Origin of the sequence: Mycobacterium heckeshornense, assembly GCF_016592155.1 — a bacterium.
Taxonomy (GTDB): Bacteria; Actinomycetota; Actinomycetes; order Mycobacteriales; family Mycobacteriaceae; genus Mycobacterium; species Mycobacterium heckeshornense.
Map to the genome: position 1 here is coordinate 3824889 of NZ_AP024237.1, position 12937 is coordinate 3837825.

13 protein-coding genes are annotated in these 12937 nt (G+C 67.8%); 5 read left to right on the forward strand and 8 right to left on the reverse strand.

Features of this window, described 5'->3' with window-relative positions; translation table 11 throughout:
* The first annotated feature begins 5 nt into the window (after positions 1-5).
* The gene (locus MHEC_RS18450; RefSeq protein WP_048892910.1) at positions 6-1409 is read left to right on the forward strand and encodes an FAD-dependent oxidoreductase; all 1404 of its coding nucleotides are present in this window, start codon (positions 6-8) and stop codon (positions 1407-1409) included.
* On the opposite strand, the gene MHEC_RS18455 is transcribed toward MHEC_RS18450, so the two are convergent.
* From MHEC_RS18455 to MHEC_RS18475, 5 genes are all read right to left on the reverse strand, one after another.
* The gene (locus tag MHEC_RS18455; RefSeq protein WP_048892911.1) at positions 1370-2290 is read right to left on the reverse strand and encodes a cation diffusion facilitator family transporter; all 921 of its coding nucleotides are present in this window, start codon (positions 2288-2290) and stop codon (positions 1370-1372) included. The two genes, MHEC_RS18450 and MHEC_RS18455, sit on opposite strands and share 40 nt — an antisense overlap.
* Positions 2287-3513: a mannose-6-phosphate isomerase, class I gene (gene manA / locus MHEC_RS18460; protein ID WP_071700341.1), complete on the reverse strand. Its 1227-nt coding sequence runs from the start codon at positions 3511-3513 to the stop codon at positions 2287-2289. Before manA ends, MHEC_RS18455 begins: the two co-directional genes overlap by 4 nt.
* Before the next feature lie 7 nt (positions 3514-3520).
* Positions 3521-4591 (reverse strand): hypothetical protein, encoded by a 1071-nt coding sequence (locus MHEC_RS18465; RefSeq protein ID WP_048892913.1) that lies wholly within the window; start codon positions 4589-4591, stop codon positions 3521-3523.
* Entirely contained in the window at positions 4588-5994 is a 1407-nt protein-coding gene (locus tag MHEC_RS18470) for a phosphomannomutase/phosphoglucomutase (protein WP_048892914.1), read from the reverse strand. The genes MHEC_RS18465 and MHEC_RS18470 overlap by 4 nt, the downstream gene beginning before the upstream one ends.
* Before the next feature lie 89 nt (positions 5995-6083).
* The gene (locus MHEC_RS18475) at positions 6084-6530 is read right to left on the reverse strand and encodes a DUF3499 domain-containing protein (RefSeq protein WP_200902205.1); all 447 of its coding nucleotides are present in this window, start codon (positions 6528-6530) and stop codon (positions 6084-6086) included.
* A 161-nt stretch (positions 6531-6691) separates the two neighbouring features.
* On the opposite strand from MHEC_RS18475, the gene MHEC_RS18480 reads away from it, so the two are divergent.
* Positions 6692-7114: a metallopeptidase family protein gene (locus MHEC_RS18480; RefSeq protein ID WP_048892916.1), complete on the forward strand. Its 423-nt coding sequence runs from the start codon at positions 6692-6694 to the stop codon at positions 7112-7114.
* 24 nt (positions 7115-7138) lie between these two features.
* On the opposite strand, the gene MHEC_RS18485 is transcribed toward MHEC_RS18480, so the two are convergent.
* Complete coding sequence (locus MHEC_RS18485) at positions 7139-7498, reverse strand: WhiB family transcriptional regulator (RefSeq protein WP_048892917.1); 360 nt, start codon at positions 7496-7498, stop codon at positions 7139-7141.
* Positions 7499-7981: 483 nt separating this feature from the next.
* Between MHEC_RS18485 and cofD the strand changes: the two genes are divergently transcribed.
* Genes cofD through MHEC_RS18500 form a run of 3 tightly spaced genes read left to right on the forward strand, consistent with a single transcriptional unit; the run spans position 7982 to position 10892 of the window.
* Positions 7982-8971 carry a 2-phospho-L-lactate transferase gene (cofD, locus tag MHEC_RS18490; RefSeq protein WP_048892937.1) on the forward strand — a complete coding sequence of 330 codons (990 nt, stop codon included), beginning with the start codon at positions 7982-7984 and terminating at the stop codon, positions 8969-8971.
* Positions 8968-10320 (forward strand): coenzyme F420-0:L-glutamate ligase, encoded by a 1353-nt coding sequence (locus MHEC_RS18495; RefSeq protein WP_048892918.1) that lies wholly within the window; start codon positions 8968-8970, stop codon positions 10318-10320. The genes cofD and MHEC_RS18495 overlap by 4 nt, the downstream gene beginning before the upstream one ends.
* Positions 10317-10892 carry an NUDIX hydrolase gene (locus MHEC_RS18500; protein ID WP_048892919.1) on the forward strand — a complete coding sequence of 192 codons (576 nt, stop codon included), beginning with the start codon at positions 10317-10319 and terminating at the stop codon, positions 10890-10892. The genes MHEC_RS18495 and MHEC_RS18500 overlap by 4 nt, the downstream gene beginning before the upstream one ends.
* 23 nt (positions 10893-10915) lie before the next feature.
* Here MHEC_RS18500 and manB read toward each other — a convergent pair whose 3' ends face one another.
* Positions 10916-11989, reverse strand: coding sequence for a mannose-1-phosphate guanylyltransferase (manB, locus tag MHEC_RS18505; RefSeq protein WP_048892920.1), 1074 nt, complete (start codon positions 11987-11989; stop codon positions 10916-10918).
* Complete coding sequence (locus MHEC_RS18510) at positions 11986-12879, reverse strand: glycosyltransferase family 2 protein (protein WP_048892921.1); 894 nt, start codon at positions 12877-12879, stop codon at positions 11986-11988. The genes manB and MHEC_RS18510 overlap by 4 nt, the downstream gene beginning before the upstream one ends.
* Between the last annotated feature and the right edge of the window lie 58 nt (positions 12880-12937).

Consider the following 12937-nt stretch of genomic DNA (forward strand, 5'->3'; position numbering starts at 1 on the left):
CGAGGATGCGCGGCGAAAGCACACGCGGACACGCTGTCGTCATCGGGGCCAGTATCGCGGGGCTGTCGGCCGCGCGAGTGCTCTCGGATTTCTACCACCGGGTGACGGTGTTCGAACGCGACAATCTGCCATCCGGCCCGGCCAACCGCACCGCGGTCCCTCAGGGCCGGCACCTGCACCTGCTGATGGCCCGCGGCGCCCGGGAATTCGAGGACTTATTTCCCGGTCTGCTCGCGGACATGGTCGCCGCGGGCGTGCCCATGCTGGAGAACCGCCCGGATTGCATCTACTTCGGCGCAGCCGGCCACGTACTGGGGACCGGGCACACCCTGCGTAGGGAGTTCACCGCCTACGTGCCCAGCCGGCCGCATTTGGAGTGGCAGATCCGGCGCCGGGTCAGCGGCATCAGCAACGTCGAGATCCAGCGGCGCCCGGTCGCGCAGCCGCGTTTCGACACCGCCGCGCAGCGGGTGACCGGGGTGCTGCTGGATTCGGCGGGCGAACCCGAGTTCGTCGCCGCTGATCTGGTCGTCGACGCCACCGGCCGGGGCAGCCGACTACCCGTGTGGCTGCGGCAGTGGGGTTTCCCGCCGCCGCGCGAGGACGTCGTCGACGTCGGCATCGGCTACTCGTCGCACCAGTTCCGTATGCCGGAGGGCGTGATCCGGGAAAAGGTGATCGTCGCGGGCGCGTCTCGGAACCAGCCGCTGGGACTGGGCATGTTGGCCTACGAGGACGGCACTTGGGTTCTCACCACCTTCGGCGTCGCCAAAGTTGAACCACCGCAGAGCTTTTCTGAGATGTTGGTGCTCGCAGAGAAGCTGCTGCCGGCGCACTTTACCGCTGCACTTGAGCGGGCCGAGCCGATCGGGGAGGTGGCGTCGCATCGCTTCCCCACCAGCAGATGGCGCCGCTACGACAAGCTGGACCGTTTCCCGGCGGGGATCGTACCGCTGGGGGACGCGGTGGCCAGCTTCGATCCGACGTTCGGCCAGGGCATGACGATGACGTCGCTGCAGGCCGGTCATCTACGGCGGGCGTTGCGGTCCCCTACCCGCAAGCTGGCTCACCAACTCAACCGCGCCACCGCCAAGACGACCTACCCGGTGTGGCTGATGAACGCGATCGGTGATCTCACGTTCCACCACGCCAGCGGCCACGCCCCGTGGTGGTATCGCCCGGTGGGTGAGCTGTTCGACCAGTTCCTCGGCGCCGCGGAGACCGATCCTGTTCTCGCCGAATGGTTTTTGCGCCGGTTTTCGCTGCTGGACAGCCTCTACATGGTGCCGTCGCCGACGCTGATCGCTCGCGCCATCGGTCACAACATGCGGCTGTGGCTGGCCGAGCGCCGGCAGCTCTGGCGCGAGCGCTACCGGGGAAGCGCGCGATCCAGGTCAGGCTCGAGGTAAATTACCCGCGCGGCCGGCACCGCGGCGCGCACGTTGGCCTCCGCGGCGTCGATGGTGGCGGCAATCGTGGCCAGCTGGACCTGTGGGGCCACCGCGATCTTGGCGGCCACCAGCATCTCCTCCGGGCCAAGGTACTGGGTGCGCAGGTGGATTAACCGCTCAACATGCTCGGTGGATTCCAGCGCCGCTCGGATGGCCTGAGTCTGGGCACTGGTGGCGCCCTCGCCGATCAGCAGGCTGTGCATCTCGACCATCAGCACGATCGCGATCAGGCCGAGCAGCACGCCGATGCCCAGCGTGCCGATGCCGTCCCACACCGGGTCACCAGTGGTGGCGGTGAGCCCGACCCCGGCCAGTGCGAACACCAAGCCGATGAGCGCGCCGGTGTCTTCCAGCAGCACCACGGGCAGCTCGGGGTTGCGCGAAGTACGGATGAACCGCCACCAGCTGCTGTTGCCTTTCAGCGGCCGAGACTCGACCATCGCCGTACGAAAGCTGAAGGCTTCCAAGACGATTGCCACCGACAGGATGACTAAAGCCACCGCTGGCGAGCTGAGCTCTGCCGGATGGGTGATCTTGTGGTAGCCGTCGTAGAGAGCAAACACCGACCCGAGCGTGAACAGGACGAGGGCCACGACAAACGACCAGAAGTAGCGGCTGCGGCCGTAGCCGAACGGGTGCAATGCGTCGGCCTGTTTGCGGGCTGCGCGCTGGCCGAGCAGCAGGAGAGCCTGGTTCGAGGTATCGGCCACCGAGTGCACCGACTCGGCCAGCATCGACGAACTGCCCGTGACCAGGAAGCCGACGAACTTCGCCGCGGCGATGCCCACGTTGGCGGCCAAGGCTGCCAGGATCGCGCGGACGCTGCTGGTTGACGTCACAGACCCACGGTGGCCCGAAACAGCTTGCTGGGCTCGCGCGCGACCAGCCGGATCGGCCCGTCGTCGGCGGCCACCCATGCCGCCATGCCCCGGTTGAGCGTCAGTGCCCGGGATTTGCCGTGGATGGCCGTCGCCCCTTCGGTGCACAGCAGGATCTGCGGTCCGTCGTGACGTGACGGCGCGTCGACCTCGTGGCCGAGGTGTTCGTCGGCGAGAGTCAGCACCGACACCGCGAACTCGGCTGCCGGGGTGTCGTAGATGAGCTCAAGTCCGTCCCGATGCACCGGCGGCCGCAGCTGCGCCTCGGTGGTCGGGGTGAAGTCGAGCACCCGCAGCAACTCCGGTACGTCGACGTGCTTGGGCGTCAGCCCTCCCCGTAAAACGTTGTCGGAGTTGGCCATCACCTCGACCGCGACACCACGCAGATACGTGTGCAGATTGCCGGCCGGCAAGAAGATCGCCTCTCCAGGAGCAAGGCTGATCCGGTTGAGCAGCAAGGCCGCCAGGACCCCAGCGTCGCCGGGATACTGCTCGCCGAGCTCCAGCACAGTCTTGGCCTCAGCAGCGAATTCCGTTGCGCCGGAGGTGACATAGTGAATCGCGCCCTCGAGGACGGCCGGTATCAACACGTCGATGTCGGGCTGCGGAGCGGTGATCCAGGTCGTGAACAACGCCCGCAGGCCGTCAGCGTCGGATTGGTCGTTGAGCAACTCGATGTAGGGGTCGAGGTCTGAGACCGCCAACGCCCGCAACAACTCGACGGTGCGGCCCGCCGGACGGAACCCAGCCAGCGCTTCGAACGGCTGCAACGCCACCAGCAGCTCGGGTTTGTGACGGTTGTCGCGGTAGTTGCGGATCGGTGAGGAAACCGGGATCCCGAGCCGCTCCTCGCGGAGGTAGCCTTCGATCGCCTGCTCAGCACTCGGATGGGCTTGCAGCGACAGCGGCTCGTCGGCGGCCAGCACCTTGACCAGGAACGGCAGTACGTCGCCGAACCTGGTGCGCGCCGACGACCCCAGTTGTCCCTCGGGGTCGGCGATCAGCGCATCGAGCAGCGAGATCTCACCGTCGTCGGTCTCCAGCCAAGCCGGGTCACCTGGATGCGCGCCGAGCCAGAGTTCGGCCTCTGGGTGGGCAGCCGGCACCGGCCGCCCAGTGAATTCGGCGATCGCGGTCCGCGATCCCCACGCGTACGTCCGTATCGCCCCGCGTAGCAATTCCACTGTCTATTTATCCCCGCACCAGTCGCAGATAAACCGCGGCCATCTCCAACCGGACGGCCAATATTGCCAGCTGCTGTTCGGTACCGAGGCCCGCCACCGCTTCGGTGGAAGCATCGGACAGATCCGGGACATCCTCGGCGGTGACGATATCGACGTCAAGCCCGCTGACCCGGGCGACCACCACAGTGCGCTCGGCGGCCAGGGTCAGCGCCAACACCCGCGGCCGTTCGGGCCGGGGCCCGTCAATCTGTTCGTCGTGGAAAAGAGCGTCGGCCGCATCGCCGAACCCGGCCCGTAGCGCCACGACCGCGTCCGCCAGCCCGGTGGCGGCGACCACCTGGTGGGCGATCCGCAGCAGAACCGAACCCCCGTGCCGGGCCAGGGCCAGGGTGGCAGCGCAGTCACCGGCCAGCACGACACGACGACCTGACATGCGCTCGGCCAGCGCCTTAGCCGGATTGGTGAATAGTTCGCGCCCCGCGCTGTTGCGCAGCGCTTCGCTGTCGAGCTCGTCGGCCAGCCGCGCCAGGTCGACCCGCAGACCCGGGTCGACGCTGGCGAGCACGGCCAGCCCGGCGGCCAGATACCGACACACCACGAACTCGTCGGGCACCGGCAACCGCGGTTCCAGCACCGCGACCCGCCCCGCGGTTGTATCACGCAGCGGGCCCTCGTAGGGCGCCACGACGACCACCCGCGCGCCCCGGCGCACCCCGGTCGCCGCGGCCCCCACCAGTGCGGGATCGCCCGGGTCGTCGCCGGCCACGACCAGCACGTCCAGCGCGCCGATCCATGGCGGCGCCCCGGCGGTAACGACAATCGGCTCGCCCGACGAACCGCCGACCGCCGCGGCCAGCATCGCGCCGGCGCTCGCGGCGGTACCGCGGCCGGCTACCCAGACCAGGGTGCGGGGACGATCGCCCCCGCGGATCGAGTCCAGCGCTCCTTCGTCGAATGCGGCCGCGGTGGCGCGCACCTGCGCGCCCGCCATCGATGCGGCCCGCAATAGACCCTCCCGGTCGGCGGCGATCAGGGCTTCGGTGTCATCGATATCGATCGCGGCGCCGATCGCGTTCACGTCACGGCCTCCGGCTGACCCGCGAATTGCGCGATCTCGTCGGTGATCTGCGCGACCACCGCCTCGACGTCTTCGGCGCAGCGGCCCTCGACGTTGAGCCGAAGCAGTGGCTCGGTGTTGGAGCTGCGCAGGTTGAACCAGCTGCCGTTGCCCAGGTCCACCGTCACCCCGTCCAGGTGATCGATGGAGTGGATCCGGGTGCCGAACGACTTCAGCACAGCCTCGGTTGCCGACGCCGCATCGGCTGAACCTTTTAGGGTGAAGTTGATCTCGCCGGAGGATGCGTAGCGTTGGTAGTCAGCGGTGAGCTCCGACAGTGGCCGCTGTTGTTCGCCAAGTGCGGCAAGGACATACAGCGCGGCCAGCATCCCCGAGTCGGCACCCCAAAAATCGCGGAAGTAGTAATGCGCCGAGTGTTCGCCGCCAAAAATGGCCCCGGTGTCGGCCATCAGCGCCTTGATGTAGGAGTGTCCCACGCGGGAGCGCACCGGCGTGCCGCCGCGTTCGATCACCAATTCCGGCACCGCACGCGAGGTGATCAGGTTATAAATCACGGTTGCGCCGATTTCCCGGTCGAGTTCACGCGCGGCTACCAACGCGGTCACCGTCGACGGCGACACCGGCCGGCCGCGCTCGTCGACCACGAAGCAGCGGTCGGCGTCGCCGTCGAAGGCCAGCCCTATATCAGCACCCTCGGCAACGACAAACTGTTGCAGGTCGACCAGGTTAGCCGGGTCCAGCGGGTTAGCCTCATGATGGGGAAAGGAACCGTCGAGCTCGAAATACAGTGGCAGCAGCGTGATTGAATTGACCGGACCCAACACGGCCGGCGCGGTGTGGCCGGCCATGCCGTTGCTGGCGTCCACCGCCACCCGCAGTGGACGCAGGTCTGACAAGTTGACCAGCGAGCGCAGGAAGGCGCCGTAGTCGGCTAGCACATCACGATCGGTGATGCTGCCCAGTGGTCCGTCGTAGCCGGGAACACCGGCGATGAGTTCGTCGCGGATGGTGGCCAGCCCGGTGTCCGCGCCAACCGGCTTGGCACCCGCGCGGCACATCTTGATGCCGTTATAGGCCGCCGGGTTGTGGCTGGCGGTGAACATTGCGCCGGGACAGTCGAGCATGCCGGACGCGAAATAGAGCTGGTCGGTCGAGGACAAGCCGATGCGGACCACGTCAAGACCCTGACCGGTCACGCCGGCGGCAAAGGCAGCCGCCAGTGGCGGCGAACTTTCGCGCATGTCGCGGCCGATCACGACTCGGTGGGCCCCTTCGGCACGCATCAACCTCGCGAAAGCCGCGCCGACGTCGACGGCGAGGGACTCGTCGATTTCGTCCCCCACCAACCCACGCACGTCGTACGCCTTGATCACACGATGGACAGCCGCGGCGGGCCGAGACATGACAGGGCTCCTGACGAAGGGACTCTTGGTCGCCAGCCTAACCATTGCGGTCGGCCTCGCTGTAGGTACGCTAGCGCGCCCGTCGCCGCCTAGTCCCCCGGTTCGCTCGGCGGGTCAGGCAACACGCGCAGATGCCCGCGACGCCGTCCGGTTCCGCCGGGTTGATGCGCTGGGGAAGCCAGCGCACCGGTGCCCGGGACGCTGGCCGGTGCCCCGGATGAGGCGCCGCCAGGATCGCAGAAGCCGTTGACCGGCGGGCGATTCACCAGCCCGCCGCGGCCTTCGCGCACCGCGTCAGCGAGGGCCACCAGGTCGTCCTCATCCGGGTTCGGCAAAGGGCCGGGGTGACGAACAAGTTCCCACCCGCGCGGCGCGGTGATCCGGCCGGCATGGCCGACGCAAAGATCCCATGAGTGCGGCTCTCGTGCCGTGGCCAGCGGACCGATCACCGCCGTCGAATCCGAGTAGACGAACGTCAACGTCGCCACCGCGTGGTGCGGACACCCGGGCCGGCAACAGCGACGCGGAGCATTCACGGTCGAGAGGCTATCGTGCGCAAACGACGCCGCGGGGCCGGACACGCGCATTGGGCTGGGCCGCGATGTGCAACCGTTACCATCGGCGCGTGAGCGATTCTCGCGGCTCTCGGCGAGGCGGTCGGTCTGCCCGACGCTCGGCAGCGCGGCGAGGACGCGAGATGCGTGGGCCGCTGCTGCCGCCGACGGTGCCAGGCTGGCGCAGCCGGGCCGAGCGGTTCGACATGGCGGTGCTGGAGGCCTATGAGCCCATCGAGCGCCGCTGGCAGGATCGGGTTTCGGGGCTTGACGTGGCGGTTGACGAGATCCCGCGCATGTGTCCCAAGGATCCTGACAGCGTGCAGTGGCCGCCTGAGGTCGTCGCCGACGGACCGATCGCGCTGGCGCGGTTGATCCCCGCCGGTGTCGATGTCCGCGGCAACACCACACGTGCACGAATTGTTTTGTTCCGCAAGCCGATCGAGCGACGCGCGAAAGACACCATCGAACTTGGCGAATTGCTGCATGAGATTCTGGTGGCTCAGGTGGCGACGTATCTGGACGTCGACCCCTCGGTCATCGACCCCACGATCGACGACGACTGAAACCCCTCGACTGGCCCGGCCGGGTCAGATGATGCCGCGCTTGAGGCGGCGGCGTTCCCGCTCGGACAAGCCACCCCAGATGCCAAAGCGCTCGTCGTGTGCCAGGGCGTACTCCAGGCACTCAGCGCGCACCTCACAGCCCAGGCAAATCTTTTTCGCCTCGCGAGTGGAGCCGCCCTTCTCGGGAAAGAACGCCTCGGGGTCGGTTTGCGCGCACAGCGCACGGTCTTGCCATTGGTCGCGGGTCACGGGCGCCAGCGGAAAAATGTTGGCCGCGTCGGAAACCAGACTCAAACGGGGCCGCCGCGCCGGACCCGTTGCCGCCGAGCCGGTATTGGTGTGCGGTGTCCCTCCCACTACGCCCCGCAGGTGCTCATAGGACATGCTCCGCCTCCTCACCTGGATTCGCTGATCGTGAATGTCGCCACTGTTCTGGTGTGTTATGCGGCCTTCTCTTTTCGAACAAGTGATCGAATCTCGGTCTGCGACACCGCAACCGGCCGGCCAACCGGGAAATGACACTGATGTGATTACACACGGGTAACTTGCCGTGGTCAAGCGCTGGAACCAAATTCCATACCATGTCGTGACCAAATTTCAGCGGCATTGTGCCGATCTGCGCCCCGGCGTGTCGGACGGCAACCCCGGTCCGCTGCGCAGACCGCATCGTCACCGGGCCCAACCCGACTGCCCGCCTCCTCCCCGGTCCGCTGCGCAGACCGCATCGTCACCGGGCCCAACCCGACTGCCCGCCTCCTCCCCGGTCCGCTGCGCAGACCGCATCGTCACCGGGCCCAACCCGACTGCCCGCCTCCTCCCCGGTCCGCTGCGCAGACCGCATCGTCACCGGGCGTACTGTCGTGCGATGTGAAGATCACGGTTCTGGTCGGCGGTGTCGGCGGCGCCCGCTTCCTGCTGGGTGTCCAGCACTTGCTCGGCCTGGGCCAATTCGCTTCCGATCACGGTCCGGCCGAGCACGAACTCACCGCGGTGGTAAACATCGGCGACGACGCCTGGATCCATGGCCTGCGCGTCTGCCCAGACCTCGACACCTGCATGTACACCCTGGGCGGCGCGGTCGACCCGCAGCGCGGCTGGGGCCGCCGCGACGAAACCTGGCACGCCAAAGAGGAACTCGCGCGCTACGGGGTTCAGCCTGACTGGTTCCAGCTGGGCGATCGCGACCTGGCCACCCACTTGGTGCGCAGCCAGATGCTGCGAGCCGGCTACCCGCTCTCGCAGGTCACTGCGGCGCTGTGCGACCGCTGGCAGCCCGGGGCGCGCCTGCTGCCCGTCAGCGACGATCGCTGCGAAACCCACGCGGTCATCACCGATCCCGCTGACGGAAACCGACGTGCGATCCACTTCCAGGAATGGTGGGTGCGTCATCGTGCCCAAGTGCCGACCCACAGCTTCGCTTTCGTTGGCGCCGAAAACGCCAGCGCCGCACCCGAAGTCGTCGAGGCGATCACCCAGGCCGACATAATCATGCTGGCACCCTCGAACCCGGTCGTGAGCATCGGCGCCATACTGGCCATCCCCGGCATCCGGGCCGCGCTGCGCTCGACGTCGGCTCCGGTCGTCGGCTATTCGCCCATCATCGACGGAAAGCCGTTACGCGGCATGGCATATGAATGCCTCACCGTGATCGGTGTTAAATGCAGCGCAGAGGCCGTGGGCCAACATTACGGGGCTCGCCGGGCGACGGGGATTCTCGACTGCTGGTTGGTCCACGAGAGCGATCGCGCCGAAATCGACGGCGTCGCAGTTCGACCCATACCGCTGCTGATGAGTGACCCTAAAGCAACGGCCGACATGGTCAGCGCGGGGCTGGAACTCGCAGGTGTGGCAGCATGAGCAGCGTGACGGCCGGTCACGGTGCCGCGTCGACTGTCGAGATCATCCCCGTCACCGGCCTCCCCGAATTCCGGCCCGGCGACAACCTGGCCGCGGCAATTGCCCAGGCTGCGCCCTGGCTGCACGACGGCGACGTCGTGGTGGTCACCAGCAAGGTGGTGTCCAAATGCGAGGGCCGCATCGTGTCGGCACCGGAAGATGTCGAAGCGCGAGACCAGCTGCGGCGCAAGCTGATCGACGAAGAATCGGTTCGTGTGCTGGCCCGCAAGGGCCGTACGTTGATCACCGAGAACCGGCTCGGGCTGGTGCAGGCCGCGGCCGGGGTGGACGGCTCCAATGTCGGTGCAGCCGAGCTGGCCCTGCTGCCTGTCGACCCGGACGTCAGTGCCGGCACCCTGCGTGCCGGGCTGCGTGAACGGCTCGGGGTCACCGTCGCGGTGGTAATCACCGACACCATGGGCCGCGCATGGCGCAACGGCCAGACCGACGCTGCCGTGGGCTCAGCCGGTCTGGCCGTGTTGCACAGTTACGCCGGAATCACCGACCCGCACGGTAACGAATTGGTGGTCACGGAAATCGCCGTTGCCGACGAAATCGCCGCGGCAGCCGATCTGGTCAAGGGCAAACTCACCGCGATACCGGTGGCCGTGGTGCGCGGACTGCACATCACCGATGACGGGTCGACGGCACGGCGACTGATCCGCGCGGGAACCGAAGACCTGTTCTGGCTGGGCACCGCCGAAGCGCTCGAACAGGGCCGCCGGCAGGCCCAGCTGCTGCGCCGCTCCGTGCGTCGGTTCAGCGAACAGCCCGTGCCCGCGCACCTGATCGAAGACGCGGTCGCCGAAGCGCTGACCGCGCCGGCCCCCCATCACACCCGGCCGGCGCGGTTCGTGTGGCTGCAGACCCCGGAGCTGCGCGTGAGGCTGCTGGACCGCATGCGCGACAAGTGGTGGGCCGACCTCGCTGGCGACAGAAAATCCCCCGATGCCATTGCGCGGCGGGTGGCGCGCGGCCAGATCCTCTATGACGCACCGGAAGTCGTCATTCCGATGCTGGTGCCCGACGGTGCACACAGTTATCCCGATGCTGCCCGCACCGCCGCCGAGCACACCATGTTCACCGTCGCGGTCGGCGCGGCCGTGCAGGCGCTGCTGGTTGCGCTGGCGGTGCGTGGGGTGGGCAGCTGCTGGATCGGCTCGACCATCTTCGCTGCTGACATCGTGCGCGCTGAACTGGAGCTGCCAGGTGACTGGGAACCGTTGGGCGCCATCGCTATTGGCTATCCGACCGAGCCGACATCCCCTCGGCCGCCAGCACCGCTGGACGGCTTGCTGGTGCGCAAGTGAGCGTCCGCGACTCCGCGATCTCGCTGCTCACCGGCTGGCGTGCCCCTGATCCGGCCCAGGAGTCATTGCGCCACGCGGTGCTGGCTTTTGTGCATGCCCGCGACGACGCCTGCAGCCGCGACTGTGTGCCCGGCCATGTCACCGCATCGACGCTGGTGATCGACGCCACCGGGAGCCAGACGCTGCTCACCTTGCACCCGCGGCTGGGCCGCTGGGTACAGCTTGGCGGGCATTGCGACGACGATGACGACGACATCGTCGACGCGGCACTGCGGGAAGCCAGCGAAGAATCCGGGATCGCCGGCCTGCGCATCCATCCCGAACTCATGGCCGTGCATGTCCACCCGGTCACCTGCTCGCTCGGTGTACCAACCCGTCACCTCGATCTGCAATTCGTGGCCCGCGCACCCGCGGGCGCGCAAATCGAGATCAGCGAGGAGTCGTTGGACTTGCGATGGTGGCCCGTCGACGCCCTACCAGAAAATGCCGATTACGCACTGGCGCAGCTGGTTTCATTCGCACAGAACCGCGCCGCAGGTGAACTTATACCTGACGCTGATGGCGCGAGATAAGTACCCAGTCGGCAGCAAAATGCTCAAACGTCAGAGGAGTAGCGAATCCCCCCGTCGGGAATGAACACCCCGGGCCATACCCGCGCACCACGCAAGAGCTCACACCGTGCACCAATGTCGGCCCCGTCGCCGATCACCCCGTCGCGGATCAGTGCCCGCGGGCCGATGCGGGCACCGAAACCGATGATTGACCGCTCGATCACGCTGCCTGCCTCGACCCGCACACCGTCGAAAATCACCGCGCCATCCAGCCGGGCGCCCGGGCCGATTTCGGCGCCCCGCCCCACGACAGTGCCGCCGATCAGCACCGCTCCCGGCGACACGGCGGCGCCGTCGTGCACCAACTGCTCACCGTGGTGGCCGCGCAGTGCCGGTGACGGTGCGATACCACGCACCAGGTCCGCCGAGCCCCGCACAAAGTCTTCCGGCGTGCCCATGTCCCGCCAGTAGCTGGCGTCGACATAGCCGCAGATCCTGACCCCGTCGGAAAGCAAGGCCGGGAACACCTCGCGCTCGACGGAGACTTCGCGGCCGCGCGGAATCCGGTCGATGATCTCCCGGGCAAAGACATAGCAGCCCGCGTTGATCTGATCGGTCGGCGGATCTTGTGTCTTCTCCAAAAATGCTGTGACCCTGCCGTTTTCAGTCGGAACACAGCCAAATGCTCGCGGATCGGAGACCCGCACCAGATGCAGGGTCACATCGGCTCGGTTAGCGCGGTGATACTCCAGCAGCTGGTGCAGGTCGGCGCCGGCGAGCACATCGCCGTTGAACACCATCACGGTGTCGTGCCGCAGCTGCGCGGCGACGTTGGCGATGGCCCCGCCGGTGCCCAGGGGGCGTTCCTCGGTGACGTATTCGATCTGCAGGCCCAGCTTGGAGCCGTCGCCGAACTCCGCCTCGAACACCGCGGGCTGGTAGGAGGTGCCCAGGACGACGTGCTCGATCCCGGCCGCGGCGATCCGCGACAACAGGTGGGTCAACAACGGCAACCCGGCGATCGGCAGCATCGGCTTGGGCGCCGACAGCGTCAACGGTCGCAGCCGGGTGCCTTTGCCGCCGACCAGGACCACCGCGTCCACTTCGGGGTGTGTCACCGTGCCCGCCGCCCTTCTGCGAGTCTCCGCCGCGAGCTGCGCACCAATACGCGTTCGCGCGCCGCCAACCCGGCCCGCATCGCCCATCGCAGCGGAGCCCGCCACCAACCAGAATGCCGATCGGCAAGGAATATATAGGTGCTTTTGTGGTGGGCGGCAAGGCTGCTGGCCGGATCGGTACCGGTGACGTGGCCTTGGTGATGCAGCACCTCGGCCGTCGGCACATAGACGTTTTGCCAGCCCGCTTTGGCCAGCCGGTCGCCGAGATCGACGTCCTCGAAATACATGAAGTACCGCTCGTCGAAGCCGCCGACCTGCTCGAAAGCCTCTCGGCGCACCAGCAGGCACGACCCCGACAGCCAGCCCACGGGCCGTTCGGTGGGTTCCAGCCGCTCCTGACGGTATGCCGTCGACCAGGGATTGTTCCGCCAGACAGGACCGACGACGGCGTGCATGCCGCCGCGAAACAGACTGGGCAGGTGACGCGCCGACGGGTACACCGCCCCGTCGGGGTCCCGGATGAGCGGGCCCAGCGTGGCCGCCCTGGGCCACCGGGCGGCGGCCTCCAGCAGTGCGTCGATGCTCCCGGGGCCCCACTGCACGTCCGGGTTGGCGACCACCACCCACTCGTCGGCAGCCCCCCCTTCGTCAGCGAGGCGGGCCATCGCGCGATTGACCGCCGTTCCATATCCGAGGTTGCCGCCGGTGTCGAACAGCCGCACGTTGGGGTAACGCTCGACCGCGGCTTGCGGTGCTCCGTCGGTGGAGCCGTTGTCGGCCATCAGCACCCTCACCGGCCGGTCGGTGGCCAACGACAGCGAGGCCAGGAAACGCTCCAGGTGCGGACCCGGCGAGTAGGTCACGGTGACGACCTGCAGCACGTCACTCACGGGTAGAGGGTAACGGTCTGGAGGCGATCGCAAGCGCGGCGGAGCCGGGCGCGGCGGG

What these genes read in the sequence shown, in the direction of transcription:
- MHEC_RS18495 (WP_048892918.1), top strand. Translation starts at nt 8,968, where the DNA reads ATGAGCAGCGTGACGGCCGGTCACGGTGCCGCGTCGACTGTCGAGATC.
- MHEC_RS18485 (WP_048892917.1), bottom strand. Translation starts at nt 7,498, where the DNA reads ATGTCCTATGAGCACCTGCGGGGCGTAGTGGGAGGGACACCGCACACC.
- MHEC_RS18450 (WP_048892910.1), top strand. Translation starts at nt 6, where the DNA reads ATGCGCGGCGAAAGCACACGCGGACACGCTGTCGTCATCGGGGCCAGT.
- MHEC_RS18470 (WP_048892914.1), bottom strand. Translation starts at nt 5,994, where the DNA reads ATGTCTCGGCCCGCCGCGGCTGTCCATCGTGTGATCAAGGCGTACGAC.
- MHEC_RS18480 (WP_048892916.1), top strand. Translation starts at nt 6,692, where the DNA reads ATGCGTGGGCCGCTGCTGCCGCCGACGGTGCCAGGCTGGCGCAGCCGG.